This is a genomic window from Variovorax sp. V213, from assembly GCF_041154455.1.
Taxonomy (GTDB): Bacteria; Pseudomonadota; Gammaproteobacteria; order Burkholderiales; family Burkholderiaceae_C; genus Variovorax.
Genome location: NZ_AP028664.1, coordinates 4,044,441 through 4,071,105, shown reverse-complemented (window position 1 = coordinate 4,071,105; position 26,665 = coordinate 4,044,441). Strand labels below are relative to the sequence as shown.

Genomic DNA, 26,665 nt, shown 5'->3' with positions numbered 1-26,665 from the left:
TCAATTCCTGAACAGGTCGAGGATGCGATTGCGTTCTTCCGGCGGCGGGGGCGGACTCACCGGAACCCCGCTCAGAGACTCCGCAGGCGGCGTGGCGGCGCTGTCCACGCCCAGGCTGGCAACACCGCGGCCCGGCGCGTAGTCGTCGTAGTACCACTCGCCACCCACGCTCACGATGCCCGGCGGAGGCGTGGCCGACAGCTCGGTCACGGGCACGCCCTTGATCGCCGTCTCCATGTAGTTGATCCAGATCGGCAAGCTCAGGCCGCCGCCGGTCTCGCGGTCACCCAGGTTGCGCGGCGTGTCGTAGCCGATCCACGAGATGGCCGTCATGGTGGGCTGGAAGCCGGCGAACCAGGCGTCCAGCGAGTCGTTGGTGGTGCCGGTCTTGCCGTAGAGGTCGGTTCGCTTCAGCATGGCCTGCGCCTTGGCCGCGGTGCCGGCGCGCGTCACGGATTGCAGCAGCGTGTCCATGATGAATGCATTGCGCTGGGGAATGGCGCGGATCGTCTCGTTGAGCAGCGGCGGCTGCTTGTCGACCAAGACCTTGTCCTTGTGGTCGGTGATGCGGGTCACGAGGTACGGATTGACGCGATAGCCGCCGTTGGCGAACACCGAATAGCCCACGGCCATCTGCATCGGCGTGACCGAGCCGGCACCCAGCGCCATCGGCAGGTAGGCGGGGTGCTTGTCCTTGTCGAAGCCGAAGTTGGTGATCCAGTCTTGCGCGTAACGCGTGCCGATCGATTGCAGGATGCGGATCGACACCAGGTTCTTCGATTTCATCAGCGCGGTGCGCATCGACATCGGGCCGTCGTAGCCACCGCCATAGTTCTTGGGCTCCCAGGGCTGGCCGCCGGTGGTGCCGGCATCGAAGAAGAGGGGGCCGTCGTTGATGACCGTGGACGGCGTGAAGCCCTTTTCGAGCGCCGCCGAGTAGATGAAGGGCTTGAAGCTCGACCCCGGCTGGCGCCAGGCCTGCGTGACGTGGTTGAACTTGTTCTTGCCGAAATCGAAGCCGCCCACCAGGGCCTTGATGGCGCCATCGCGCGGGTCCATGGCGACAAACGCGCCTTCCACCTCGGGCAGCTGGGTGATTTCCCAGGTGTTCTTGGGAGTCTTGACCACGCGGATCACCGCACCGCGGCGGATCTTGATGTTGGGCGGCGCCTTGTCGGACAGGCCGGACTGGGCGGGCTTGAGGCCGTCGCCCGTGATCTGCACCGGGTCGCCATTGCCGCGCACGGCCGTGATTTCCTTGGCGTTGGCCTTGAGCACCACGGCGGCCATCACGTCGCCGTTGTCGGGATGGTCGGTCAGTGCGTCGTCCACCGCTTCGTCGAGTTCCTTGGGATCGTTGGGCAGGTCGACGAACTTCTCGGGACCACGGTAGATCTGGCGCCGCTCGTAATCCATGATGCCCCTGCGCAGCGCCTTGTACGCGGCGGCCTGGTCGGCGGCCACCAGCGAGGTGTAGACCTTGAGCCCGCGGGTGTAGGTGCTGTCGCCGTATTGCGCGTACATCAGCTGGCGCACGGTTTCGGCCACGTACTCGGCGTGCAACCGGTTCGGGTCGGCTGCGTCGCGCAGATGCAATTCTTCCTTCTTGGCCTCGGCAGCCTGCTCGGCGGTGATGAAGCCCGCGTCCTGCATGCGGTCGATCACGTAGAACTGGCGTCCGCGCGCGCGCTGCGGATTGTTGACCGGGTTGTTTGCACCCGGTGCCTTCGGGAGGCCCGCCAGCATCGCTGCCTGCGCAATGGAAAGTTCTTGCAGCGGCTTGCCGAAATACGCCTCGGAGGCGGCGGCAAAGCCATAGGCGCGATTGCCCAGGTAGATCTGGTTCAGGTAGATCTCGAAGATCTGGTCCTTGGTGAGCAGGTGCTCCAGCTTGAAGGTGAGCAGCACCTCGTAGATCTTGCGGGTCAGTGTTTTCTCGGAGCTCAGGTACACGTTGCGCGCCACCTGCATGGTGATGGTCGACGCGCCCTGGCTCTTCACGCGGTTCATGTTGGCCAGGCCCGCGCGCACCATGCCCTTGTAGTCGACACCACCATGGTCATAGAAGCGGGTGTCTTCAGCGGCCAACACCGCTTCCTTCACGAGCTTGGGGATTGCCGCGATCGGGGTTAGATTGCGGCGCTCTTCGCCGAATTCTCCAATCAGGATGCCCTCGGCGGAGAACACCCGCAGCGGCAGCTTCGGACGATAGTCCGACAGTTCCGAGATGTCAGGAAGATTGGGGTAGGCAACGGCGAGGGCAACCGCGATGACGCACAGGACCGCCAAAACGCTGGCTGCGACGATGCCGAATCCCCACACTGTGAAACGCAGCAGCCATTTCAGCCAGGCTGGTCGTGCGGGTGGAGGGGTCTTGGCTGGCCCTTTGGGGCGTGAAGTTTCTTGCATGTGGGCCCGGAGAGTCACCGCACATTATAAAAAGCCGCCCTCTTGCCGGGAGCCGAACTTAGGTGCATCGTTGCGCGCTAAACCAAAAGTTACTGAATGTGGCTTCAACGTCAGCTTTTGACAACGTTCCCCAGGTTTGCCGGCTCGGGTTGCTTGGTTGCCGCTACGCGTGCTGCTAGCATGCAACCGAACGCACTTTTTTCCAATAGTTACAAATGCAGGGGTAAAGGGACCTAACTTGGCTGCTTTCGGATCATTGTTTCGCCGTCAGAACGCTCCCATGCTCGGCTTGGACGTCAGCTCGTCCAGCGTCAAGCTGGTCGAGCTCGGCCGAGAAGCCAGCGGCAAGCTGGTTCTGGAGCGCTGCGCGATCGAACCCCTGGAACGGGGCTGGATCACTGACGGCAACGTCGAGAAGTTCGACGAAGTGGCCGAAGCCGTTCGCCGGGTGGTGCGCAAGAGCGGCACCCGCACGCGCAACGTCGCGCTCGCGCTGCCCCCTTCGGCTGTCATTACCAAGAAGATCATTCTTCCTGGTGGCATGAGCGAGCAGGAACTCGAAATCCAGGTCGAGTCCGAAGCCAATCAATACATTCCCTTTTCGCTCGACGAAGTCAGCCTCGACTTTTGCGTGACCGGACAGAGCACGGCCTCCGCCGGCGATGTCGAAGTGCTGATTGCCGCGTCGCGCAAGGAAAAGGTCCAGGATCGCGAAGGCCTGGCCGAAGCGGCCGGCTTGAAGGCGGTGATCCTCGACGTCGAGTCCTATGCCTCCCGCCTCGCGACCGCTCGCCTGATCGAGCAACTGCCGGGCAAGGGCGTCGATGCCGTCGTGGCGCTTTTCGAAGTGGGCGCCTTCACCACCAGCATGCAGGTGCTGCGCAACCAGGAGGTGCTGTACGACCGCGACCAGGCCTTCGGCGGCGCCCAGTTGACCCAGCTGATCGTGCGCCAGTATGGTTTTTCCGCCGAAGAGGCCGAAGCCAAGAAGCGCAGCGGTGATTTGCCCGACGACTACGGTTCGGGCGTTTTGAAGCCTTTCGTGGAAAGCATCGCGCAGGAAATCGCCCGCGCGCTGCAGTTCTTCTTCACCAGCACGCCTCACAACCGCGTGGACTACGTGCTGCTTGCCGGCGGATCGGCTTCGCTGCCCAGCCTGACCAGCGCCGTCACGCGCCAGACCTCGTTCGCCTGTTCGCTCGTGAACCCGTTCGATGGCATGGAACTGAGCTCCAACATCCGCGAGAAGAAGGTCCGGCGCGAGGCGCCTTCCTATCTGACTTCCTGCGGTCTGGCCATGCGGAGGTTCGTGCAGTGATTCTCATCAATCTGCTTCCGCACCGCGAGGCCGCGCGAAAGCGGCGTCGCGAGGCCTTCTACGGCACGCTCGGCGCAGCCGCGGTCCTGGGTGTCCTGGTCGCCGGCCTGGCCTTTCTCTGGTTCGAGGCGCAAATCTCGGCCCAGCAAGCCAAGAACACTTTCCTGAAGACCGAGATCACCAAGCTCGACGCCGAAATCAAGGAGATCTCGACGCTGCAGCAGGAAATTGCAGCATTGCGCGCACGCCAGCAGGCGGTCGAAGATCTTCAGGGCGACCGCAACCTGCCGGTGCATCTGCTCAACGAGCTGGTCCGCCAGCTGCCCGACGGTGTCTATCTCACCAGCATGAAGCAGGACAACCAGACCGTCACGCTGCAGGGCATGGCGCAGTCGAACGAGCGCGTGTCGGAGCTGCTGCGCAACCTGGGCAACAACAGCCCCTGGCTGGTCAAGCCCGAGCTGGTCGAAATTACTTCTGCGACGGTGAGCCTGAGCCAGCGCGATCAGCGCCGGGTGGCGAACTTCACGATGCGCATCGGCCTGAAGCGGCCGACCGACGCGCAGAAGGCCGCGGCCGACAAGGCGCTGGCCGCAGCGGCGCAAGTCAAGGGGTAGACGGATCATGGCAAGCAATCGCCCCTCCCAAAAAATCGACGTCGCCGCGGCACTGCGCGGCTTCGGCGACCAGTTTCGCAACCTGAACGCGAACGACCCGGCCAGTTGGCCGCCGGTGCCACGCTATGTCCTGTGCCTGGCGGTGACTGCGCTGGTGCTGGTCGCACTGTGGTTCGTGTGGCTGACCAATTCGAACGACGAGCTCGAGAGCGAGCGCGGCAAGGAAGTCACGCTCCGGGCCGACTACCAGAAGAAGGTGGCCTTGGCCGCCAATCTCGACCTGTTGAAGAAGCAGCGCGAACAGGTGCAGCAGTACGTGACGCTGCTCGAAAAGCAGCTCCCCAGCAAGGCGGAAATGGATGCCTTGCTGTCCGACATCAACCAGGCGGGCCTCGGGCGCAGCCTGCAGTTCGAACTGTTCCGCCCGGGACAGGTTTCGGTGAAGGACTACTACGCCGAACTGCCGATTGCCGTGCGCGTGACCGGCCGGTACCACGACATCGGCTCCTTTGCAGCCGACATTGCGAGCCTGTCGCGCATCGTGACGCTGAACAACCTCACGATCGCTCCGCAAAAAGACAAGGAAGGCACCCTGACGATGGATGCCACGGCCCGTACCTACCGCTATCTCGATGACGAGGAGCGGGCGGCCCAGAAACGCGCCGCGGCGCCAAAGGCTAAGAAATGAGGACGACCGCCAAACTCCTGTGGCTGGTCATGGCAGCCCTGGGCCTGAGCGCCTGCGCCGATTCGGAGCAGGAAGACCTGCGCCGCTGGATGGTGGAGCAGCGCGCCCAGGTGAAGCCCAACGTGCCGCCCATCACCGAGCCCAAGAAATTCACGCCCCAGGCCTACACCGAAGGGGCGGCGTTCGAGCCGTTCAACCTGCTGAAGCTGACCCAGGCGCTGCGCCGGGATTCGAACCAGCCCAGCACGTCCGAACTGATCGCCCCTGAACTGGTGCGCCGCAAGGAGGCGCTCGAAGCTTTCCCGCTCGACTCGATGGCCATGGTGGGCAGCATGAACCGAAACGGCCAGCCGGTGGCGCTGGTTCGGGTCGACAAGCTGCTCTACAAGGTGCGGGTCGGCGAGTACCTGGGGCTCAACTACGGGCGCATCACCCGTATCAACGAAACCGAAGTCGCCTTGCGTGAAATCGTGCAAGACGCCGCCGGTGAATGGATCGAACGCGTGGCGACATTGCAGCTGCAAGAGAGTGCGAAGAAATGAATCACAAAAAATCAACGATGGCACAGCGGCTGCGAGCCGCCGGGCTGGGTCTCTTGGCATTTGGCGCGTTCGCGATTGCCCATGCGCAAAACGCCATCGAAGCGGTGACCAGTTCGACGCAATCCGGCGCCGAGGTGATCCGCATCGACCTCGCACAGCCGCTCACGGCCGTGCCGACCGGTTTTGCCGTTCAGACGCCGGCGCGCATCGCGCTTGATTTCCCCGGCGTGACGAACGCCATCGGCCGCTCCGCCATCGAGGTGAACCAGGGCAACCTGCGTTCCGTCAACGTGGTCCAGGCCGGCGAGCGCAGCCGCGTGGTGCTGAACCTCAAGCAGGCAACCGCTTACAAGGCCGAGATCCAGGGCAAGTCGCTGCTGGTGATTCTCGAGCCCGTGGCCGGCACGGCGCTGGCGTCGTCCACGCCCACCGTGTTTGCGGAAAACCGCAACCGCGACACCCTGCCGCTGCGCGATGTCGACTTCCGCCTGGGCACGGACAACACCGGCCGCGTGATCGTCGATCTGCCGAACAACCAGGTGGGCGTCGATGTGCGCCAGCAGGGCAAGAACCTCGTCGTGGAGTTCACCAAGTCGACCCTGCCGGAAGGGCTTCGCCGCCGCCTCGACGTGGCCGATTTCAATACGCCGGTGCAGCTGATCACCTCGCAGCAGTCGGGCGACCGCGTGCGCATGACGATCGAGGCCAAGGGCGACTGGGAGCACAGCGCCTACCAGAGCGAGAACCAGTTCGTGGTCGAAGTCCGCGCCCGCAAGGTGGACCCGTCCAAGCTGACCCAAGGCGTTGGATACAACGGCGAGAAGCTCTCGCTGAACTTCCAGAACATCGAGATCCGTTCGCTGCTCCAGGTGATCGCCGACTTCACGAACTTCAACATCGTGACCTCCGACTCGGTCACCGGCTCGCTGACGCTGCGGCTGAAGGACGTGCCCTGGGATCAGGCGCTCGACATCATCATGCAGGCGAAGAACCTGGGCATGCGCAAGAACGGCAGCGTGCTGTGGATTGCGCCCAAGGATGAAATCAACGCCAAGGAAAAGCTCGATTTCGAGGCCAAGGCCGCGATCGAGAACCTGGAGCCGGTGCGCACCCAGTCGTTCCAGCTCAACTACACCAAGGCGATTGCGATTGCACAAGGCCTGACCGGAACCGGCGCCTCGTCGGGCGGCGGTGGCGGCTCCGGCACCACCACGCGCATCCTGAGCCCGCGCGGCAGCGTGATTGCGGAGTCGCGCACCAACCAGCTGTTCGTGTCGGATATCCCGTCGCGCCTGGCACAAGTGGCCGAATTGATCCAGAAGCTCGACATTCCGGTTCGCCAGGTGCTGATCGAAGCCCGGATCGTGGAAGCCTCCGACACCTTCGGCAAGTCGCTCGGCGTGCGGCTGGGCGGCGGCATTGCCGGCGAGCGCTTCGCCTCGTCCTCGGGGAACCGGGCCTTTGCCAACCTGGGCATGATGCCCACGGTGACCTCGGGTACCAACGGCAACACCGCCACCACCACCTGGACCAACTCCAACTTCATTAACCTGCCGTCGGGCGATGCCGGTGGTACTGGTAACTCTCCAGGCACGTTCGCGATCTCGCTCTTCAATTCGAGCTTCTCGCGCATGCTGAACCTCGAAATCTCGGCGCTGGAAGCCGACGGCAAGGGCAAGCTGGTGTCCAGCCCGCGCGTCATCACGGCCGACCAGACGAAGGCGCTGATCGAGCAGGGCGAAGAAATTCCCTACCAGCAGGCCACGTCGAGCGGTGCCACGTCGATTTCCTTCCGCAAGGCGGTCCTGAAGCTCGAAGTCACGCCGCAAATCACGCCCGAAGGCAACATCATCCTCACGCTGGACGTGAGCAAGGATGCCCGCGGCGTCAATACTTCGGCAGGTCCGGCCATCAACACCAAGCACGTGCAGACAGAAGTGCTGGTCGAGAACGGCGGCACGGTCGTCATCGGTGGTATCTTCGAACTCACCGAAACCAATGACGAATCGCGCGTGCCGGTGCTGGGTGAAGTGCCCTACCTGGGTGCACTGTTCCGCAAGCGCGAACGCGTTGCCAACAAGACCGAAATGCTCGTCTTTATCACTCCGAAGATGATTACCGACCGCAACGCCGCGCGCTGACGCGCGGGCGTAGCAGCCACCGCGTGGCGATCGCACTCGTCGGGTTGCCCGGCGCCGGAAAATCCGCAGTGGGCCGGCGCCTGGGCGTGCGCCTGGACCTTCCGTTCGTCGATACCGACCATGTCATCGAGCAGCGCATTGGCTGCTCGATCCGCGATTACTTCGACCGCGAAGGCGAAACGGCCTTCCGTGACCTCGAAGAGACCGTCATCGCCGACCTGGCCGCCCACGCCAACGGCGTGCTGGCCACGGGCGGCGGCGCGGTCCTGCGGGAGGCCAATCGCAAGCAGCTGCGGGATCACTTCCACGTGATCTACCTGCGATCCTCCCCCGAAGACCTGTTCCGGCGCCTGCGCCACGACGTCAAGCGGCCCCTTCTGCAGGTGGCCGATCCGCTCGGGCGGTTGCGCGAGTTGCACGACGCGCGCGATCCGCTCTATCGCGAGACCGCGCACGATGTGGTCGACACCGGGCGCCCGACGATCGCCATGCTGGTGAACATCATCGTGATGCAGCTCGAGCTTGCCGGCATCGTCGCGCCGGGATCCCGGCCGGAAGAGCCCACGGGCTGAGCTGGCCCGGCCGCAGCGCCTAAACTCGCTGCCATGTCATTGCCCGCACCCTCCGCACCGCCCGAACGCGTCGACATCCAGCTCGGCGAGCGCAGCTATCCCATCCTCATCGGCGCCGGCCTGCTGGACGATCCCCAAAGCTTTGCCGCGGTGCCCGCGGCCGCCAGCGCGCTGATCGTCAGCAACACCACGGTGGCGCCGCTCTACGCGAGGGCCTTGCGCACCGCGCTGGCCGGGCGCTTCCGTACGGTGCACATGCTCGAGTTGCCCGACGGCGAAGTGCACAAGAACCTGCAGACCCTCAACCTGATCTTCGATGCCCTGCTGGGCCACGGCAGCGACCGCAAGACGGTGCTTTTCGCGCTGGGCGGAGGCGTGGTGGGCGACATGACCGGCTTTGCAGCCGCCAGCTACATGCGCGGCGTGCCTTTCGTGCAGGTGCCGACCACGCTGCTGGCGCAGGTCGATTCGTCGGTGGGCGGCAAGACGGCCATCAATCACCCGCTCGGCAAGAACATGATCGGCGCGTTCTACCAGCCGCAGCTCGTGGTGTGCGACCTGGGCACGCTGCAGACCCTGCCGCCGCGGGAATTGAGCGCGGGCCTGGCCGAAGTCATCAAGTACGGCCCGATCCACGACATGGCGTTCTTCGACTGGATCGAGGCGAATGTCGATGCGCTGGTGGCCCGCGACCCGGCCGCGCTGGCCTACGCGGTCAAGCGCAGCTGCGAGATCAAGGCGCTGGTCGTGGGGCAGGACGAGCGCGAGACCGGACTGCGCGCCATCCTCAATTTCGGCCATACCTTCGGCCACGCGATCGAATCGGGCCTCGGCTACGGCGAATGGCTGCACGGCGAAGCGGTCGGCTGCGGCATGGTGATGGCGGCGCATCTGTCGCAGCGGCTCGGCGGCGTCGACGCGGCGTTTGTCCAGCGGCTCACGCGGCTGATCGAGCGGGCCGGCCTGCCGATCGTTGGCCCGGCGCTGGGCGCCGACCGGTATCTCGAATTGATGCGGGTCGACAAGAAATCCGAAGCCGGCGAGATCCGCTTCGTGGTGATCGACAAGCCGGGCTCGGCCGCGGTCAGCAGCGCGCCCGATGCGCTCGTGCGCGAAGTGCTCGCGCAGTGCTGCCGCGCGGAATGAGCGCAGCGCCAAGGGTGCAGCAATGAACCTCGCGGCCTATGCCTGCCACCCTGCGCGGTCGCGCGGGAGGCGGCATGCCGAGCCGCCGGCGCCCACGCGCGATGCCTTCCAGCGCGACCGCGACCGCATCGTGCATTCCACGGCGTTCCGGCGGCTGGTCTACAAGACCCAGGTTTTCCTGAACCACGAGGGCGACCTGTTCCGTACGCGGCTCACGCATTCGCTCGAGGTGGCGCAGCTGGGGCGCTCCATCGCGCGGGCCTTGCGGATCAACGAAGACCTGGTCGAGGCCATTGCCCTCGCGCACGATCTCGGCCATACGCCGTTCGGCCACGCCGGACAAGACACGCTCAACGCCTGCATGGAAGGCCAGGGCGGCTTCGAGCACAACCTGCAGAGCCTGCGCGTGGTCGACGCCCTGGAGCTGCGCTACCCGCAATTCGACGGGCTGAATCTGAGCTTCGAGACCCGCGAGGGCATCCTCAAGCATTGCTCGCGCGCGAATGCGGAACGCCTGGAAGCCGCCGAACCCGACGGTGTGGCCCGGCGCTTTCTGGACCGCACGCAGCCGGGGCTCGAAGCGCAGCTTTGCAACCTGGCCGACGCCATCGCCTACAACGCGCACGACATCGACGATGGCGTGCGCTCGGGGCTCATCAGCGTGGAGCAACTCGGCGAGGTGGAGCTGTTCGAGCGCTACCGCCGCGAGGCGCTGGCCGAATATCCGCATCTGGAAGGGCGGCGCGTGCTCTACGAGACGATCCGCCGCATGCTGAGCGCCCAGGTCTACGACGTGATCGACGCCACCCGCGCGGCGATCGAAACGGCGAAGCCGGCCGATGCGGACGGCGTGCGGAACTCGCCGCCGCTCGTCGCGTTCAGCGACACCATGCAGGCGCAGTCCAACGCGCTCAAGGGCTTTTTGTTCCGCAACCTCTATCGGCATCCGCAGGTGAGGCAGACCACCGAGCAGGCGCAGCAAGTGGTACGGGAGCTGTTCGAGGCCTACCTCGAACGCCCCGCCGAGATGCCCGGCTCCTATGCCGAGCGCCGCGACCGGCACCGTGCCGTGGCCGACTACATCGCCGGCATGACCGACCGTTTTGCCATGCGCGAGCACGAAAGGCTGACAGGCCGCCGGGGCATTGCATGAGCACCCGTCCGGCCGTTCCGAAGAGGGCTCCCACCGCAGCCCATCAGGAGGTACTCCAATGAGCGCGACGGCCGTGGTTTCGGCGCGCGTTCCCGCTGCTGCTTTCGCGGTGGTGCTGGGCGGCGTCAGCGCGGCGCTGCACCTGGGCAAGCTGCCGCCGGCCGTGCCGGCGCTGCAGGCTTCGCTCGGCATCGGTCTTGTCGAGGCGGGTTTTCTGCTCTCGCTGGTGCAGGTGGCGAGCATGACGCTGGGGCTCGCGGCCGGGCTGGCAGCCGACACCATCGGCTTGCGCCGCAGCATGCTGGCGGGGCTCCTGGTGTTGACGGTGGCCAGCCTGCTCGGCGGCGGCGTAGGCGCCGGCCTTTTCGGCAGTGCGCATGCGGTGCAGTGGCTGCTCATCTTGCGTGCCGTCGAAGGCATCGGCTTTCTCCTGGCGGTCATGCCGGGACCGGGGCTGATCCGCGCATTGACTCCGTCGGGCGCCGACAAGGCGGCGCTGGGCGTGTGGGGCGCGTACATGCCGCTGGGTGTGGCGCTTGCGCTGCTGCTGGGGCCGGCCTTGATCGCCTGGGGCGGATGGGGCGACTGGTGGTGGGCGCTGTCCGCCGTTTCGGCGGCCGCGGCGCTTTGGCTGTGGCTGGCTGTGCCCGCAGACGGGCTTCGTTCGCATGCGGCAAGCAGGGGCGTGCCGAGCGGATGGTCGTCGCGCCTGCGCGCCACCGTCGGCGCGCGCGCACCCTGGATGGTGGCGTCGAGCTTTGCGGTGTATTCGGCGCAGTGGATGGCCGTGATCGGTTTCCTGCCAGCCATCTATGCCGGCGCGGGCGTGCCGGCCGGCTGGAACGCGGTGCTCACCGCCATCGCGGCCGCGATGAACATTGTCGGCAACCTCGCGGGCGGCCGCTGGCTGCAGCGCGGCGTTGCGCCGGAGCGCCTGCTGCAATGGGGCTTCCTGGCGATGGCGATGGGCGGCGTGGCCGCCTTCGCGCAGGTAGGGCAGGGGGCCGACGCAATCGGCCTGTCACCGGCGCTGCGCTATGCCGCGGTCTGTGCCTTTTCGCTGGGCGGGGGCATGGTGCCCGCCACCCTGTTCCTGCTCGGGGTTCGCCTGGCGCCGGGGCCCACCACCGTTTCCACGACGGTCGGGCTCATGCAGCAGGCCTCTTCGCTGGGGCAATTCCTGGCGCCGCCCGCGGTCGCGTGGGTGGCTCACCGTGTCGGCGGTTGGCACTGGACGTGGGCGGCCACGCTGGCATGCTCACTGGCCGGAATGGCCATTGCGCGGCGCCTCGGGCGAATACGCCTGGCGGCGGAGGTGGCATGACCGGCGCGGCGACAATCGACGCCATTCAGGCCGAAGCCGATACGCGGCGCTGGCTCGAGCGCGCGGTGATCGGACTCAACCTGTGCCCGTTCGCGAAGGCGGTGCATGTGAAGGCGCAGATTCACTATGCCGTGTACCTGCCTGCCGACGACGCCGCGCTGATCGACGCGCTGCTGGCGCAGGCCGATGAACTCGCCGCGCTCGATGCCTCCGTGCGCGACACCACCTTGCTGATAGCACCCAACACCTTGGCGGATTTTCTGGACTTCAACGATTTCACGGCGCGCGCCGAACGCAAGCTCGCCCGCGCGGGCTTCGACGGCGTGTTCCAGCTCGCGAGCTTTCATCCGCACTTTCAGTTTGCGGGAACGGCGAGCGACGACATCACGAACGCGACCAACCGCGCGCCGTACCCCACGCTGCACCTGCTGCGCGAAGACAGCGTGAGCCGCGCGGTCGAGGCGTTTCCCGAGGCCGAAGCCATCTTCGAACGCAACATCGAAACGCTTGAAGCGCTGGGCCCCGCTGGCTGGGCCGCACTCGACGTCGGCCCCGGGAGTGCCCGGTCATGAATGCACAAGCGACCAAGGCCGTGAAGACCGCCAAGGCCTCCAAGGCCGAGGCCGAGCTGGCGGAGGTCCTGCGTCCGGGGCAGTCCGTCGAGTTGCTCAAGGAACTGCACATCCTCACGCGCGAGGGCCGTCTCAACCAGGACTCGCGGCGCAAGCTCAAGCAGGTCTACCACCTGTTCCAGTTCATCGAGCAATTGCTGCGCGAGCTGCCCGGTGGCGGCGCGGACGCCACGCTGGCCGACCATGGCGCGGGCAAGTCGTACCTCGGCTTCATCATCTACGACCTGTTCTTCCGGGCTCGCCAGGGCGGCCACGTCTACGGCATCGAAACGCGAAGCGAACTGGTCGAGAAGTCGCGGGCATTGGCACGGCAGCTCGGCTTCGAGCGCATGTCGTTCCTGAACCTCACGGTGGCCGAATCGGCTCAGGCGAGCGAGCTGCCGGAGCGGATCGACGTGGTCACCGCGCTGCATGCCTGCGACACCGCAACCGACGACGCCATTGCCTTCGGGCTCGCGAAGAAGGCGCGCTGCATGGTGCTGGTGCCCTGCTGCCAGGCCGAGGTGGCGGCGTGCCTGCGCGAAACCAAGGCGTTGGCCCTTTCGCGAACGCCGTTGGCCGAGCTTTGGCGCCATCCGCTGCACACCCGCGAGATCGGCAGCCAGCTTACCAACGTGCTGCGCTGCCTCTATCTCGAAGCCAATGGCTACAGCGTCACCGTCACCGAACTGGTGGGCTGGGAGCACAGCATGAAGAACGAGCTGATCCTGGCGCGCCACACCGGGCAGCGCAAAGCCGCCGCCGCGACACGGCTCGGCGAGCTCCTGTCGCAATTCGGACTCGATGCCTTGGGCGATACGCGGTTTCGCCTGTCCTGAAAACTGCAAGAGCGCGCTCGTTCGATTGACGCCATGGCCCGCCTGCCCCGCCTCACGCTCGCCGACATGCCGCACCACGTGATCCAGCGCGGCAACAACCGCCAGGTGATCTTTGTCGATCGCGCGGACCACGAGCGGCTGCTCAGCCTGCTGGCGGACGCGGCGACGCGCTTCGGCGTGGCTGTGCATGCTTACGTGCTGATGGACAACCACTTCCATTTGCTGGCAACGCCCAGCACCACCACCGGGCTGCCGCAGTTCATGCAGTCGGTGGGGCGCAGCTATGTGCGCTACTTCAACGACCGCCACGGCCGCAGCGGCACCCTGTGGGAGGGGCGCTACAGATCGACGCTGATCCAGACCGACCGCTATCTGCTGACCTGCATGGCGTACATCGATCTCAACCCCGTGCGGGCCGGCCTGGTATCCGACGCGCGCGACTTTCCGTGGTCCAGCCACGGGCACTACGCGGGGCTGCGGCACGACAAGCTGCTGACACCGCATCCGCTGTACTGGGAGCTCGGCAATACGCCCTTCGCCCGCGAAGCGGCGTATGCGGAGCTGGTGCGCGCTGGCGTGCGGCCCGCCGACCAGGGCACCCTGACCGAGGCTACTTTGCGGGGATGGGCGGCTGGCGATGCAAATTTTCTCGCGTCGCTTCAAAAATCCACCGAACGCCGCGTGGCCAAGACCAAGGCCGGGCGTCCGCCGTCGGCTCCCCGTTCCTGATCTGATTCGTCCCTTTCTCGGGTTGGTGCTCGGGGTTTCGCTACTTTTTTTGATATGTCCCTAATTTAATTCTGACTAGAAAACTCGGGATTTAATCAGAATCTGACCCCAAATAAAGTGTTTGGCATTCTTTGTGCATCGCAATATCCTTCTCATCCCTGCGAAAAACTGAAGGAGTGCGCCATGACGACGGCTGCCGAGATCGAACATCTCCAACAACACGGTCTGTATTCCGGTGCCGACGAGCACGATGCCTGCGGCGTCGGCTTCGTGGCGCACATCAAGGGCGAGAAGAGCCATGCCATCGTGCTGCAGGGCCTCAAGATCCTCGAAAACCTGGACCACCGCGGCGCAGTGGGCGCTGACAAGCTGATGGGCGACGGCGCGGGCATCCTGATCCAGCTGCCCGACCACTTGTACCGCGAAGAAATGGCCAAGCAGGGCGTCACGCTGCCGCCGCCCGGCGAATACGGCGTGGGCATGATCTTCCTGCCCAAGGAGCACGCCTCGCGCGAAGCCTGCGAGCAGGAGATGGAACGCGCCATCAAGGCCGAAGGCCAGGTGCTGCTGGGCTGGCGCGACGTGCCGGTGAACCGCGACATGCCGATGTCGCCCACCGTGCGCGCCAAGGAGCCGCTGCTGCGCCAGGTGTTCATCGGCCGCGGCAACGACGTCATCGTGCAGGACGCGCTGGAGCGCAAGCTCTACGTGATCCGCAAGACCGCCAGCGCCAACATCCAGCGCCTGAAGCTCAAGCACAGCAAGGAATACTACGTTCCGAGCATGTCGAGCCGCACCGTGGTCTACAAGGGCCTGCTGCTCGCCGACCAGGTCGGCACCTACTACCTCGACCTGCAAGACAAGCGCTGCATCTCGGCCCTCGGCCTTGTGCACCAGCGCTTCTCGACCAACACTTTTCCCGAGTGGCCGCTGGCCCACCCGTACCGCTATGTCGCCCACAACGGCGAAATCAACACGGTCAAGGGCAACTACAACTGGATGAAGGCGCGCGAGGGCGTGATGTCCTCGCCCGTGCTGGGCGCCGACCTGCAGAAGCTGTATCCGATCAGCTTTGCTGGCCAGTCCGACACCGCCACCTTCGACAACTGCCTGGAGCTGCTGACGATGGCCGGCTATCCCATCAGCCAGGCCGTGATGATGATGATTCCCGAGCCCTGGGAACAGCACGCCACCATGGATCCGCGCCGCCGCGCGTTCTATGAATACCATGCCGCCATGCTCGAGCCGTGGGACGGCCCGGCCTCCATCGTGTTCACCGACGGCCGCCAGATCGGCGCCACGCTCGACCGCAACGGCCTGCGCCCATCGCGCTACTGCGTCACCGACGACGACCTGGTCATCATGGCGTCGGAATCGGGCGTGCTGCCCGTGCCCGAGCAGAAGATCGTTCGCAAGTGGCGCCTGCAGCCCGGCAAGATGTTCCTGATCGACCTGGAGCAGGGCCGCATGATCGACGACGAGGAGGTCAAGGCCACCCTCGCCAACAGCAAGCCCTACAAGCAGTGGATCGAGAACCTGCGCATCAAGCTCGACAGCGTCAAGGCTGAGCCGGCCGCATCGACGATCAAGGCGCCCGTGAGCCAGGTGGCGCTGCTCGACCGCCAGCAGGCTTTCGGCTACACGCAGGAAGACATCAAGTTCCTGATGAGCCCGATGGCGCAGGCCGGCGAAGAGGGCATCGGCTCCATGGGCAACGACAGCCCGCTGGCCGTGCTCTCGAACAAGAACAAGCCGCTCTACAACTACTTCAAGCAGCTGTTCGCGCAAGTGACCAACCCGCCGATCGACCCGATCCGCGAGGCGATCGTGATGTCGCTGGTGTCCTTCATCGGCCCCAAGCCCAACCTGCTCGACATCAACCAGGTCAACCCGCCGATGCGGCTCGAAGTGAGCCAGCCGATCCTCGACTTTGCCGACATGGCGAAGCTGCGCGACATCGGCAAGTACACGCAGGGCAAGTTCAAGAGCTACGCGCTCGACATCACCTACCCGCTCGCCTGGGGCGACGAAGGCGTCGAGGCCAAGCTCGCCTCGCTGTGCGCCGAAGCCGTGGACGCGATCAAGGGCGGCCACAACATCCTGATCGTGAGCGACCGCGGCGTGAGCCCCACGCAGGTCGCGATTCCCGCCGTGCTGGCGCTCTCGGCCGTGCACCAGTACCTGGTGCGTGAAGGCCTGCGCACCACGGCCGGCCTGGTGGTGGAAACCGGCTCGGCGCGCGAGGTGCATCACTTCGGCGTGCTGGCCGGCTACGGCGCCGAAGCCGTGCACCCCTACCTCGCGATGGAAACGCTGGCGGCCATGCATGCCGACCTGCCGGGCGACATGAGCGCGGAGAAGGCGGTCTACAACTACGTCAAGGCCATCGGCAAGGGCCTGTCGAAGATCATGTCGAAGATGGGTGTCAGCACCTACATGAGCTATTGCGGCGCCCAGCTGTTCGAAGCCATCGGCCTCAACACCGAGACGGTGAACAAGTACTTCACCGGCACCGCCAGCCGCGTCGAGGGCATCGGCGTGTTCGAGATTGCCGAGGAAGCCATCCGCATGCACAAGGCGGCCTTCGGCGACGACCCGATCCTCTCCAACATGCTCGACGCCGGCGGTGAATACGCATGGCGCACGCGTGGCGAAGAGCACATGTGGACGCCCGACGCCATCGCCAAGCTGCAGCACAGCACGCGTTCCAACAACTGGAACACGTACAAGGAATACGCGCAGCTCATCAACGACCAGAACCGCCGCCACCTCACGCTGCGCGGCCTGTTCGAGTTCAAGATCGATCCCGCGAAGGCCATCCCGGTCGACGAGGTCGAGCCCGCGGCCGAGATCGTCAAGCGCTTCGCCACCGGCGCGATGTCGCTCGGCTCGATCAGCACCGAGGCGCACTCCACGCTCGCCATTGCCATGAACCGCATCGGCGGCAAGAGCAACACGGGCGAGGGCGGCGAAGACCCCGCGCGCTACCGCAACGAGCTCAAGGGCATTCCGATCAAGCAGGGCGACACGCTCAAGAGCGTGATCGGTGCGGCCAACGTCGAAGTCGACCTGCCGCTCAAGGACGGCGACTCGCTGCGTTCGCGCATCAAGCAGGTGGCTTCGGGCCGCTTCGGCGTCACGGCCGAATACCTGCATTCGGCCGACCAGATCCAGATCAAGATGGCCCAGGGCGCCAAGCCGGGCGAGGGCGGCCAGCTGCCCGGCGGCAAGGTCACCGAGTACATCGGCAAGCAGCGCTATGCGGTGCCGGGCGTGGGCCTGATCTCGCCGCCGCCGCACCACGACATCTATTCCATCGAAGACCTGGCGCAGCTGATTCACGACCTGAAGAACGCCGCGCCGCACGCCAGCATCAGCGTCAAGCTGGTGAGCGAAATCGGCGTGGGCACCATCGCGGCCGGCGTGGCCAAGTGCAAGAGCGACCACGTGGTGATCGCGGGCCATGACGGCGGCACGGGCGCATCGCCCTGGTCGTCCATCAAGCATGCGGGCAGCCCGTGGGAGATCGGCCTGGCCGAAACGCAGCAGACGCTGGTGCTCAACCGCCTGCGCAGCCGCATCCGCGTGCAGGCCGACGGCCAGATGAAGACCGGCCGCGACGTCGCCATCGGCGCGCTGCTGGGCGCCGACGAATTCGGCTTTGCCACCGCGCCGCTGGTGGTCGAAGGCTGCATCATGATGCGCAAGTGCCACCTCAATACCTGCCCGGTGGGCGTGGCGACGCAAGACCCGATCCTGCGCAAGAAGTTCTCAGGCAAGCCCGAGCACGTCGTCAACTACTTCTTCTTCGTGGCAGAAGAAGTGCGCCAGATCATGGCCCAGCTCGGCATCCGCAAGTTCGACGACCTCATCGGCCGCGCCGACCTGCTCGACATGCGCAAGGGCATCGAGCACTGGAAGGCTTCGGGCCTGGACTTCAGCCGCCTGTTCGCGCTGCCCATCGTGCCGGCCGACGTGCCGCGCTACCACGTCGAGAACCAGGACCATGGGCTCGAGCGTGCGCTCGACGTCAAGCTCATCGAGAAGTCGCGTCCGGCCATCGAGCGAGGCGAGAAGGTGCAGTTCATCGAAGTGGCACGCAACGTCAATCGTTCGGTGGGTGCCATGCTCTCGGGTGCGCTGACCAAGGCGCATCCGCAGGGCCTGCCCGACGATTCGATCCGCATCCAGCTCGAAGGCACGGGCGGCCAGTCGTTCGGCGCCTTCCTGGCGCGCGGCATCACGCTCTACCTGATCGGCGATGCCAACGACTACACCGGCAAGGGCCTTTCGGGCGGTCGTGTGGTGGTGCGCCCGAGCCTCGACTTCCGCGGAGAAGCCGCGCGCAACACCATCGTCGGCAATACGGCGCTGTACGGTGCGACCACTGGTGAGGCGTATCTCTGCGGCGTGGCCGGCGAACGCTTCGCGGTGCGCCTGTCGGGTGCCACGGCCGTCATCGAAGGCACCGGCGACCACGGCTGCGAATACATGACCGGCGGCACGGTCGCGGTGCTAGGCAAGACGGGCCGCAACTTTGCGGCCGGCATGAGTGGCGGCGTGGCTTTCGTCTACGACGAAGACGGCCAGTTCGCCACGCGCTGCAATCTCTCGATGGTGTCGCTCGACAAGGTGCTGACCTCCGCCGAGCAGCTGGCCAGCATGCATCGCAAGATCTGGCACGGCGGCGAAACCGACGAGGCCCAGCTCAAGAAGCTGCTCGAAGAGCACCACCGCTGGACCGGCAGCAAGCGCGCGCGCGAGCTGCTCGACAACTGGGCCGTGTCGCGCACCAAGTTCGTCAAGGTGTTCCCGAACGAATACAAGCGGGCGCTCGCGGAACTGCACGACCGCAAGGTCGAACTCACGAGCAGCGGCAACAACGCGCACGTCGGCCTGGAGCCGCACGCGCTGGCTGCGGCACCGCAAGCCACGCCGGCCGCGGCCTGAAGCCGACGACGACACAGAGAACAAAGGAAAGCACGCGATGGGAAAGATCACCGGCTTCATGGAGCATGAGCGTATCGAAGAGGGCTACAAGCCCGTCGGCGAGCGCGTCAAGCACTACAAGGAATTCGTTGTCGGCCTGACGGTCGAGCAGGCCAAGGTGCAGGGCGCACGCTGCATGGATTGCGGCACGCCGTTCTGCAACAGCGGCTGCCCGGTCAACAACATCATTCCGGACTTCAACGACCTCGTGTACCGCAACGACTGGCAGAACGCCTTCGCGGTGCTCGACTCGACCAACAACTTCCCGGAATTCACCGGCCGCATCTGCCCCGCGCCCTGCGAAGCGGCCTGCGTGCTCAACGTGAACGACGACCCGGTCGGCATCAAGTCGCTGGAACACGCGATCATCGACCGCGCCTGGGACGAAGGCTGGGTGGCGCCGCGCGTTGCCAAGCACAAGACCGGCAAGAAGGTGGCCGTGGTGGGTTCGGGCCCGGCCGGCATGGCCGCGGCACAGCAACTCGCGCGTGCCGGCCACGACGTGACGCTGTTCGAGAAGAACGACCGCATCGGCGGCCTGCTGCGCTACGGCATCCCCGACTTCAAGATGGAGAAGACGCACATCGACCGCCGCGTCGAACAGATGAAGGCCGAGGGCGTCACCTTCCGCACTGGCGTGATCGTCGGTGCCGCGAAAGACCCGCTGGGCAAGGGCTCCAAGGTGACCAATCTCGCCAAGGAAACCGTCACGCCCGAGCAATTGGACAAGGAGTTCGATGCCGTGCTGCTCACGGGCGGCGCCGAGCAGTCGCGCGACCTGCCGGTGCCGGGGCGCGACCTCGACGGCATCCACTTCGCCATGGAGTTCCTGCCGCAGCAGAACCGCGTCAATGCGGGCGACAAGGTCAAGGGCCAACTGCGCGCGGACGGCAAGCACGTCATCGTGATCGGCGGCGGCGACACGGGCTCCGACTGCGTGGGCACCAGCAACCGCCATGGCGCGGTCAGCGTCACGCAGTTCGAACTGATGCCGCAGCCACCCGAAGAAGAAAACCGTCCGCTGACCTGGCCCTACTGGCCGATCAAGCTGCGCACCAGCTCCAGCCATGAGGAAGGCTGCGAGCGCGAGTTCGCCATCTCCACCAAGGAGTTCATCGGCGAAAAGGGCAAGGTCACGGGCCTCAAGACCGTCCGCGTGGAGTGGAAGGACGGCAAGATGCAGGAAGTGGCCGGCAGCGAGCAGATCCTCAAGGCCGACCTCGTGCTGCTGGCCATGGGCTTCGTGAGCCCCGTGGCTTCCGTGCTCGAGGCTTTCGGTGTCGAGAAGGACGCACGCGGCAACGCCAAGGCCACGGTCGACTTCATCGGCGGCTACGTTACCAATGTGCCCAAGGTGTTTGCAGCGGGTGACATTCGTCGCGGTCAGTCGCTGGTGGTCTGGGCGATTCGCGAGGGGCGCCAGGCTGCGCGCTCGGTGGACGAGTTCCTGATGGGGTTCAGCGACCTGCCTCGTTGATGCACGCGAATCGCCCTTCGGGCGTTTCCATGGCGTGCAGCCGGCCGGCTGCACGGCGCGAGGGCCGCCAGGCTGCGCGCTCGGTGGATGAATTCTTGATGGGTTTTCGCGACTTACCTCGCTGAATTTTGTTTCAGTTTGGCGGAGGCCCCCCACGGCCCCGCTATCATTCGCGGAAACCGCATGCCGGGATGCCTGAGAGGGCGCCCGGCTTTTTTATTGAGATGGACCCAGCCGCACTGCCACACCCTTTTGTAGAGTTCCGCGACGTCTCGTTCGGCTACGGCGCGCGCGCGATCCTCGACCGGGTGTCGTTTGCCGTCCCGCGCGGCAAGGTCACTGCGTTGATGGGCGCCTCGGGCGGCGGCAAGACCACCGTGCTGCGGCTTGTCGGCGGGCAGCAGCGGGCGCAGCGCGGCGAGGTTCTTTTCGACGGCCGGGATGTCGGCAAACTCGACGCCGCCGGCCTGTATCTGGCGCGGCGCCGCATGGGCATGCTGTTCCAGTTCGGTGCCTTGTTCACCGACATGAGCGTGTTCGACAACGTCGCCTTTCCGCTGCGCGAGCACACGCAGCTCTCGGAAGCGCTGGTGCGGGACATCGTACTCATGAAGCTCGACGCCGTAGGTTTGCGCGGCGCGCGCGGCCTGATGCCCAGCGAAGTCTCGGGCGGCATGGCGCGGCGCGTGGCCTTGGCACGCGCCATTGCACTGGACCCCGACCTCGTCATGTACGACGAGCCGTTTGCCGGCCTGGACCCGATTTCCCTGGGCACGGCGGCACGGCTGATTCGCCAGCTGAACGACACGCTCGGGCTGACCAGCATCGTGGTGTCGCACGACCTGGAAGAAACCTTCCACATCGCCGACCACGTCATCATCCTGGCCAACGGCGGCATTGCCGCGCAGGGCACGCCCGATGAAGTGCGCGAAAGCGCCGATCCGCTGGTCCACCAGTTCGTCAATGCCCTGCCCGACGGGCCGGTGCACTTTCACTACCCCGTCGCCGGCATCGAAGAAGATTTCGGCAATGAAGGAGGGCGGTCATGAGCGCAGCGCTGGTCCGCCCCGAGCAAGCGAAGGCCCCCTCGGGGGGCGGCGAGGACATCGAGTGCCAAGCGTGGGGGCAGGCATGAGCTGGTGGAAGCCCGCCGATGCCGGTTTTGCCGTGCGCAGCAAGCTCGCCGACCTGGGCTCTGGCGCCAGGCTGTTCCTGCGCCTGCTGATACAGGGGGCACAAAGCTTGCGTCGCTTTGGACTGGTACGCGATCAGATCCATTTCCTGGGCAACTACTCGCTCGCCATCATCGCGGTGTCGGGGCTTTTCGTCGGTTTCGTGCTGGGCCTGCAGATGTACTACGCGCTGCAGCGCTACGGTTCGTCCGAGGCGTTGGGCCTGCTGGTCGCCTTGAGTCTGGTGCGTGAGCTCGGGCCGGTCGTGGCCGCCTTGCTCTTCACGGGGCGCGCTGGCACGTCCCTGACGGCGGAAATCGGACTCATGAAGGCCGGCGAGCAGCTCAGTGCCATGGAGATGATGGCGGTCGACCCGGTGCAGCGCATTCTTGCGCCGCGCTTCTGGGCCGGCGTGATCACCATGCCGCTGCTGGCGGCGGTGTTCAGCGCCATCGGCATCATGGGCGGCTACGTGGTCGGGGTGCTGATGCTGGGTGTGGACCCGGGTGCGTTCTGGGGCCAGATGCAGGGCGGTGTCGACGTGTGGCGCGATGTCGGCAACGGCGTGGTCAAGAGCATCGTGTTCGGTTTCACCGTGAGCTTCATCGCGCTGCTGCAGGGCTACGAGGCCCAGCCGACGCCCGAGGGAGTGTCGCGTGCCACCACGCGCACCGTGGTGATGGCGTCGCTCTCGGTGCTCGGGCTCGACTTCCTGTTGACCGCCATGATGTTCAGTATTTGAAGGAGCTCCGCTCCAATCGTTCTAGAGAGTGCAAACCATGCAACGTTCCAATAGCGACATCTGGGTCGGCCTGTTCGTCCTGATCGGCGGCGCGGCGCTGCTGTTCCTCGCGCTGCAGTCGGCCAACCTGCTGAGCCTGAACTTCCAGAAGACCTACAACGTCACCGCGCGCTTCGACAATATCGGCGGACTCAAGCCGCAAACCGCGGTCAAAAGCGCCGGCGTAGTGGTCGGACGTGTGGAATCCATCTCGTTTGACGACAAGTCATTTCAGGCCCGCGTCACGCTTGCATTGCAAAACCGTTACAGTTTTCCCAAGGACAGCTCGCTCAAGATCTTGACCAGTGGCTTGCTCGGCGAGCAGTACATCGGGATCGAGCCGGGCGCCGAGGAGAAGAATTTGCAAGCCGGCGACACCGTCACCGCGACCCAATCGGCCGTGGTGCTGGAAAACCTGATCAGCCAGTTCCTCTACAGCAAGGCAGCCGAAGGAAGCAGTACGCCTTCGACGCCAGGAACAGCCAACAAGAAATGAAAACAAGCCTTTTTTCGTCCATTGCTATCAAGAAAGTAGCAAACTCCGCCCGCATAGTGGGTGCTGCAGCCACTTTTGCGCTGCTTGCAGGTTGCGCGAGCGGCCCCCACGCCAATCCGGCCGACCCGTTCGAGCCCTTCAACCGCGGCGTCACGCGCTTCAACGACACGGTCGACGAAGCGGTGCTGGTGCCCGTGGCCACCGCGTACGTGCGCGTGCTGCCCTCCATGGTGCGCACCGGCGTAAGCAATTTCTTCGGCAACCTGGGCGACGTCTGGAGCTTTGCCAACAGCGTGGCCCAGCTCAAGCTGCAGAACAGTGCCGAGACCTTCATGCGGGTCAACGTGAACACCTTCTTCGGGCTGGGCGGCCTGCTCGACGTGGCCACCGAGGCCGGCATCGATCGCCACGAAGAAGATTTCGGCCAGACCCTGGGCCGCTGGGGCGTGGGCGCCGGCCCGTACGTCGTGCTGCCCATTTTTGGGCCGTCGACCCTGCGCGACACCGCTGCATTGCCGGTCGACCGTGCCGGCGGCGTGGTCTCGAACATGAACGACGTGGCCTGGCGCAATTCGCTGTCGTTCCTGGAAGCTGTCGATACACGCGCGAAGTACCTGCGCGCCGGCCGCCTGCTCGACGACGCGGCGCTCGACAAATACACCTTCACGCGCGATGCCTTCTTGCAGCACCGCCGCAACGACGTCTACGACGGCAATCCGCCTGACGACGAAGGCGGCAAGTAAAGGGCGAAAGAGCGGGTGGTGGCGGCCGGACGAAAGGCTTTTGCTTGCATCCCGTTTCAAGGCTTCACCTGCGCTTCAGGAACCCGGTCGGCGTGGAGCCCGTCGAACACGTTCTTTCCAGGAGCCGCGTCGATCCATCGCGTGTCTCTGCCGATTTCAAAAATTTAAGGGAATTGCCATGAACAACAATATCTTGCAACGACGCAGCTTTGGCCGCCTGGTACTGGCCAGCGCACTCCTTTTCGGCGCTGCCACCGCTTTCGTGCGCCCGGCCCTCGCGGCCGACGAAGCGCCTGACGCGCTGGTGAAGCGCCTGTCGACCGATGTGCTCGAAACCATCAAGGCCGACACCACCATCAAGTCAGGCGACGTCAGCAAGATCATGGTGCTGGTCGACAGCAAGATCATGCCCAACGTCAACTTCCAGCGCATGACGGCTTCCGCCGTGGGCCCGGCATGGCGCCAGGCCACGCCCGAGCAGCAAAAGAGGCTGCAGGAAGAATTCAAGACCCTGCTGGTGCGCACCTATGCCGGCGCGCTCGACCAGGTGAGCGACCAGACCGTCTCGGTCCGTCCGTTCCGCGGTTCGCCCGAGGACACCGAAGTGCTGGTGCGCACGGAGGTCAAGGGCCGCGGCGATCCGGTCCAACTCGATTACCGCCTCGAGAAGACGCCCGGCCAGGGCGGCGGCTGGAAGGTCTACAACCTCAATGTGCTGGGCGTCTGGCTGGTCGATACCTACCGCACGCAGTTCGCGCAGGAAATCAACGCCCGCGGCATCGACGGCCTGATTGCCGCGCTGGCCGCGCGCAACAAGGGCAACAACGGCAAGAGCTGATGCCATGCTGGTGCTGCCGACGAAACTCACCCACGACGATGCCCCGGCCTGCATGCGCATGCTGCAGCAGGGGCTGAAGGGGCAGACCGACACCTCCACCGTGGTGGACGCCAGCGCCCTGACGCAGTTCGACTCCTCGGCGCTGGCGGTGCTGCTGGAGTGCCGGCGCGAATCGAGCGCGCTCGGCCGCGGCTTTGCCGTGAAGGGGCTTTCCCCTCGGCTGCGCGAGCTTGCCGCCCTGTACGGCATCGCTGGCCTCTTGCCGGCCGCACCCTGAGCGGGCGGCCCCGGCGGGCGCCGCGTCAGGGCATCCCGGCGCCGCCCAGCGGCTTGTAACGCTGGCCCGTAAAATCGCCGGCTCCCATGCCCGCGATCTCATTCCAATCGGTCTCCAAGACCTACCCTCCCTCCAGACAGCAGCGGGCCCAAGGCAAGCAGGGCCTGCGCGCCGTCGACGAGGTCAGCTTCCAGATCGAGCCGGGCGAGTTCTTCGGCTTGCTGGGTCCCAATGGCGCGGGCAAGACCACGCTCATCAGCATGCTGGCAGGCCTGTCCCGTCCCACGGCCGGCGCGATCAGCGTCCACGGCTTCGACGTGCAGCGCGACTATGCCGAGGCCCGGCGCCAGCTCGGCATCGTGCCGCAGGAGCTGGTGTTCGACCCCTTCTTCAATGTGCGCGAATCGCTGCGCATCCAGTCGGGCTACTTCGGCATCAAGAACAACGAGGCCTGGATCGACGAGCTGCTGCAAAGCCTCGGCCTGGCCGACAAGGCCACGGCCAACATGCGCCAGTTGTCGGGCGGCATGAAGCGCCGCGTGCTCGTGGCGCAGGCGCTGGTCCACAAGCCGCCGGTCATCGTGCTCGACGAGCCGACCGCCGGGGTCGACGTCGAACTGCGCCAGACGCTCTGGCAGTTCGTCGCCAGGCTCAACAAGCAGGGCAGCACCGTGCTGCTCACCACCCACTACCTCGAAGAGGCCGAGGCGCTGTGCAGCCGCATCGCAATGCTCAAGCAGGGCCGCGTGATCGCGCTGGACCGCACCAGCGAACTGCTGAAATCGGCCACCAGCAACGTGTTGCGCTTCAAGACCGACGCCATGCTGCCGTGGGCCATTGCCCAGCATGCGCGCATCACCGGGCGCATCGTGCAGTTGCCGGCGCAGAACGCCCATGAAGTCGAACAATTGCTGGCCGCGATCCGCGAAGCCGGCGTCGCCGTGGAAGACGTGGAAATGCGCAAGGCCGATCTGGAAGACGTGTTCATCGACCTGATGGCGGGTGAGCAGACTCCTTTGGAGGTGGCGCGATGATGGCCGTTACTGGGTGGCGCGCGCTGCTCTACAAGGAAACGCTGCGCTTCTGGAAGGTCGGTTTCCAGACCGTCGGCGCGCCGGTGCTCACCGCGCTGCTCTACCTGATGGTGTTCGGCCACGTGCTCGAAGACCACGTGAAGGTGTACGGCACGGTTGGCTACACCGCCTTTCTGGTGCCGGGCCTGGTGATGATGAGCGTGCTGCAGAACGCCTTTGCCAACAGCTCTTCGTCGATCATCCAGAGCAAGATCATGGGCAACCTGGTGTTCGTGCTGCTGACGCCGCTGTCGCACTGGGGCTGGTTCTTCGCCTATGTCGGCTCGTCGGTCATTCGCGGGCTGGTCGTGGGGCTCGGCGTGTTCCTGGTCACCATGTTCTTTGCGATGCCGAGCTTCGTTGCGCCGCTCTGGATTCTCGTGTTCGCGCTGCTGGGCTCCGCAATGCTGGGCACGCTGGGGCTCATCGCGGGCCTCTGGGCCGAGAAATTCGACCAGATGGCGGTGTTCCAGAACTTCCTGATCATGCCCATGACCTTTCTCTCGGGCGTTTTCTATTCGATCGGTTCGCTGCCCCCGTTCTGGCAGGGCGTGAGCCACCTGAACCCCTTCTTCTACATGATCGACGGCTTCCGCTACGGCTTCTTCGGCGTGAGCGACGCCTCGCCCTGGCTCAGCCTGGGCATCGTCGGCGCCGCCTGGCTGGCCGTGAGCGCCATCGCCGTCCACTTGCTGAGAATCGGCTACAAAATCAGAGGCTGAAAGGCCCT

General features: G+C 65.4%; 23 protein-coding genes. 22 read left to right on the top strand and 1 reads right to left on the bottom strand.

Annotated elements, in window-relative coordinates:
• Entirely contained in the window at positions 1 to 2,409 is a 2,409-nt protein-coding gene (locus ACAM55_RS19370) for a penicillin-binding protein 1A (protein ID WP_369653096.1), read from the bottom strand.
• 238 nt (positions 2,410 to 2,647) lie between these two features.
• Between ACAM55_RS19370 and ACAM55_RS19365 the strand changes: the two genes are divergently transcribed.
• The 22 genes from ACAM55_RS19365 (at position 2,648) to ACAM55_RS19260 (ending at position 26,657) form a co-directional block, all read left to right on the top strand.
• Positions 2,648 to 3,727: a pilus assembly protein PilM gene (locus ACAM55_RS19365; protein WP_093019897.1), complete on the top strand. Its 1,080-nt coding sequence runs from the start codon at positions 2,648 to 2,650 to the stop codon at positions 3,725 to 3,727.
• The gene (locus ACAM55_RS19360; protein ID WP_369653095.1) at positions 3,724 to 4,344 is read left to right on the top strand and encodes a PilN domain-containing protein; all 621 of its coding nucleotides are present in this window, start codon (positions 3,724 to 3,726) and stop codon (positions 4,342 to 4,344) included. Before ACAM55_RS19365 ends, ACAM55_RS19360 begins: the two co-directional genes overlap by 4 nt.
• 7 nt (positions 4,345 to 4,351) lie before the next feature.
• Positions 4,352 to 5,032, top strand: coding sequence for a type 4a pilus biogenesis protein PilO (locus tag ACAM55_RS19355; protein ID WP_369653094.1), 681 nt, complete (start codon positions 4,352 to 4,354; stop codon positions 5,030 to 5,032).
• Positions 5,029 to 5,574, top strand: coding sequence for a pilus assembly protein PilP (locus ACAM55_RS19350; RefSeq protein WP_093019903.1), 546 nt, complete (start codon positions 5,029 to 5,031; stop codon positions 5,572 to 5,574). The genes ACAM55_RS19355 and ACAM55_RS19350 overlap by 4 nt, the downstream gene beginning before the upstream one ends.
• Positions 5,571 to 7,715, top strand: coding sequence for a type IV pilus secretin PilQ (gene pilQ, locus ACAM55_RS19345; protein ID WP_369653093.1), 2,145 nt, complete (start codon positions 5,571 to 5,573; stop codon positions 7,713 to 7,715). Before ACAM55_RS19350 ends, pilQ begins: the two co-directional genes overlap by 4 nt.
• Positions 7,716 to 7,738: 23 nt before the next feature.
• Positions 7,739 to 8,287, top strand: a complete 549-nt coding sequence (locus ACAM55_RS19340) for a shikimate kinase (RefSeq protein ID WP_369653092.1) — start codon at positions 7,739 to 7,741, stop codon at positions 8,285 to 8,287.
• A gap of 33 nt (positions 8,288 to 8,320) precedes the next feature.
• A complete protein-coding gene (gene aroB / locus ACAM55_RS19335) occupies positions 8,321 to 9,433 on the top strand; it encodes a 3-dehydroquinate synthase (RefSeq protein WP_369653091.1) in 1,113 nt (370 codons plus the stop codon).
• Between the two features lie 22 nt (positions 9,434 to 9,455).
• Complete coding sequence (locus tag ACAM55_RS19330; RefSeq protein WP_369653090.1) at positions 9,456 to 10,586, top strand: deoxyguanosinetriphosphate triphosphohydrolase; 1,131 nt, start codon at positions 9,456 to 9,458, stop codon at positions 10,584 to 10,586.
• A 58-nt stretch (positions 10,587 to 10,644) separates the two neighbouring features.
• Entirely contained in the window at positions 10,645 to 11,910 is a 1,266-nt protein-coding gene (locus tag ACAM55_RS19325) for a CynX/NimT family MFS transporter (RefSeq protein WP_369653089.1), read from the top strand.
• A complete protein-coding gene (locus ACAM55_RS19320; RefSeq protein ID WP_369653088.1) occupies positions 11,907 to 12,482 on the top strand; it encodes a DUF1415 domain-containing protein in 576 nt (191 codons plus the stop codon). The genes ACAM55_RS19325 and ACAM55_RS19320 overlap by 4 nt, the downstream gene beginning before the upstream one ends.
• Entirely contained in the window at positions 12,479 to 13,360 is an 882-nt protein-coding gene (locus ACAM55_RS19315) for an SAM-dependent methyltransferase (RefSeq protein WP_369653087.1), read from the top strand. The genes ACAM55_RS19320 and ACAM55_RS19315 overlap by 4 nt, the downstream gene beginning before the upstream one ends.
• Positions 13,361 to 13,393: 33 nt before the next feature.
• A complete protein-coding gene (locus ACAM55_RS19310; RefSeq protein WP_369653086.1) occupies positions 13,394 to 14,089 on the top strand; it encodes a transposase in 696 nt (231 codons plus the stop codon).
• 183 nt (positions 14,090 to 14,272) lie between these two features.
• Entirely contained in the window at positions 14,273 to 19,039 is a 4,767-nt protein-coding gene (locus ACAM55_RS19305) for a glutamate synthase-related protein (protein ID WP_369653085.1), read from the top strand.
• Between the two features lie 37 nt (positions 19,040 to 19,076).
• The gene (locus ACAM55_RS19300; protein WP_369653084.1) at positions 19,077 to 20,555 is read left to right on the top strand and encodes a glutamate synthase subunit beta; all 1,479 of its coding nucleotides are present in this window, start codon (positions 19,077 to 19,079) and stop codon (positions 20,553 to 20,555) included.
• Positions 20,556 to 20,746: 191 nt separating this feature from the next.
• Positions 20,747 to 21,604, top strand: a complete 858-nt coding sequence (locus ACAM55_RS19295; RefSeq protein ID WP_369653083.1) for an ABC transporter ATP-binding protein — start codon at positions 20,747 to 20,749, stop codon at positions 21,602 to 21,604.
• Positions 21,605 to 21,686: 82 nt separating this feature from the next.
• Positions 21,687 to 22,469, top strand: coding sequence for a lipid asymmetry maintenance ABC transporter permease subunit MlaE (mlaE, locus tag ACAM55_RS19290; RefSeq protein WP_369653082.1), 783 nt, complete (start codon positions 21,687 to 21,689; stop codon positions 22,467 to 22,469).
• Between the two features lie 37 nt (positions 22,470 to 22,506).
• Positions 22,507 to 23,004, top strand: coding sequence for an outer membrane lipid asymmetry maintenance protein MlaD (mlaD, locus tag ACAM55_RS19285; RefSeq protein ID WP_369653081.1), 498 nt, complete (start codon positions 22,507 to 22,509; stop codon positions 23,002 to 23,004).
• Complete coding sequence (locus ACAM55_RS19280; protein WP_369653080.1) at positions 23,001 to 23,747, top strand: VacJ family lipoprotein; 747 nt, start codon at positions 23,001 to 23,003, stop codon at positions 23,745 to 23,747. The genes mlaD and ACAM55_RS19280 overlap by 4 nt, the downstream gene beginning before the upstream one ends.
• Before the next feature lie 178 nt (positions 23,748 to 23,925).
• A complete protein-coding gene (locus ACAM55_RS19275; RefSeq protein ID WP_369653079.1) occupies positions 23,926 to 24,585 on the top strand; it encodes a phospholipid-binding protein MlaC in 660 nt (219 codons plus the stop codon).
• Between the two features lie 4 nt (positions 24,586 to 24,589).
• A complete protein-coding gene (locus ACAM55_RS19270) occupies positions 24,590 to 24,862 on the top strand; it encodes a lipid asymmetry maintenance protein MlaB (protein WP_093019937.1) in 273 nt (90 codons plus the stop codon).
• An 86-nt stretch (positions 24,863 to 24,948) separates the two neighbouring features.
• Positions 24,949 to 25,896, top strand: coding sequence for an ABC transporter ATP-binding protein (locus ACAM55_RS19265; RefSeq protein ID WP_369653078.1), 948 nt, complete (start codon positions 24,949 to 24,951; stop codon positions 25,894 to 25,896).
• Positions 25,893 to 26,657 carry an ABC transporter permease gene (locus ACAM55_RS19260; RefSeq protein ID WP_369653077.1) on the top strand — a complete coding sequence of 255 codons (765 nt, stop codon included), beginning with the start codon at positions 25,893 to 25,895 and terminating at the stop codon, positions 26,655 to 26,657. The genes ACAM55_RS19265 and ACAM55_RS19260 overlap by 4 nt, the downstream gene beginning before the upstream one ends.
• Positions 26,658 to 26,665: the final 8 nt, after the last annotated feature.

Excerpts from the sequence above, each read along its gene's own strand:
- ACAM55_RS19265 (WP_369653078.1), top strand. The coding sequence starts at position 24,949 with ATGCCCGCGATCTCATTCCAATCGGTCTCCAAGACCTACCCTCCCTCC.
- ACAM55_RS19325 (WP_369653089.1), top strand. The coding sequence starts at position 10,645 with ATGAGCGCGACGGCCGTGGTTTCGGCGCGCGTTCCCGCTGCTGCTTTC.
- ACAM55_RS19330 (WP_369653090.1), top strand. The coding sequence starts at position 9,456 with ATGAACCTCGCGGCCTATGCCTGCCACCCTGCGCGGTCGCGCGGGAGG.
- ACAM55_RS19305 (WP_369653085.1), top strand. The coding sequence starts at position 14,273 with ATGACGACGGCTGCCGAGATCGAACATCTCCAACAACACGGTCTGTAT.
- ACAM55_RS19310 (WP_369653086.1), top strand. The coding sequence starts at position 13,394 with ATGGCCCGCCTGCCCCGCCTCACGCTCGCCGACATGCCGCACCACGTG.
- ACAM55_RS19355 (WP_369653094.1), top strand. The coding sequence starts at position 4,352 with ATGGCAAGCAATCGCCCCTCCCAAAAAATCGACGTCGCCGCGGCACTG.
- ACAM55_RS19300 (WP_369653084.1), top strand. The coding sequence starts at position 19,077 with ATGGGAAAGATCACCGGCTTCATGGAGCATGAGCGTATCGAAGAGGGC.
- ACAM55_RS19260 (WP_369653077.1), top strand. The coding sequence starts at position 25,893 with ATGATGGCCGTTACTGGGTGGCGCGCGCTGCTCTACAAGGAAACGCTG.
- ACAM55_RS19270 (WP_093019937.1), top strand. The coding sequence starts at position 24,590 with ATGCTGGTGCTGCCGACGAAACTCACCCACGACGATGCCCCGGCCTGC.
- mlaE (WP_369653082.1), top strand. The coding sequence starts at position 21,687 with ATGAGCTGGTGGAAGCCCGCCGATGCCGGTTTTGCCGTGCGCAGCAAG.
- ACAM55_RS19350 (WP_093019903.1), top strand. The coding sequence starts at position 5,029 with ATGAGGACGACCGCCAAACTCCTGTGGCTGGTCATGGCAGCCCTGGGC.
- mlaD (WP_369653081.1), top strand. The coding sequence starts at position 22,507 with ATGCAACGTTCCAATAGCGACATCTGGGTCGGCCTGTTCGTCCTGATC.
- ACAM55_RS19295 (WP_369653083.1), top strand. The coding sequence starts at position 20,747 with ATGCCTGAGAGGGCGCCCGGCTTTTTTATTGAGATGGACCCAGCCGCA.
- ACAM55_RS19320 (WP_369653088.1), top strand. The coding sequence starts at position 11,907 with ATGACCGGCGCGGCGACAATCGACGCCATTCAGGCCGAAGCCGATACG.
- ACAM55_RS19315 (WP_369653087.1), top strand. The coding sequence starts at position 12,479 with ATGAATGCACAAGCGACCAAGGCCGTGAAGACCGCCAAGGCCTCCAAG.
- ACAM55_RS19280 (WP_369653080.1), top strand. The coding sequence starts at position 23,001 with ATGAAAACAAGCCTTTTTTCGTCCATTGCTATCAAGAAAGTAGCAAAC.
- aroB (WP_369653091.1), top strand. The coding sequence starts at position 8,321 with ATGTCATTGCCCGCACCCTCCGCACCGCCCGAACGCGTCGACATCCAG.
- pilQ (WP_369653093.1), top strand. The coding sequence starts at position 5,571 with ATGAATCACAAAAAATCAACGATGGCACAGCGGCTGCGAGCCGCCGGG.
- ACAM55_RS19275 (WP_369653079.1), top strand. The coding sequence starts at position 23,926 with ATGAACAACAATATCTTGCAACGACGCAGCTTTGGCCGCCTGGTACTG.
- ACAM55_RS19370 (WP_369653096.1), bottom strand. The coding sequence starts at position 2,409 with ATGCAAGAAACTTCACGCCCCAAAGGGCCAGCCAAGACCCCTCCACCC.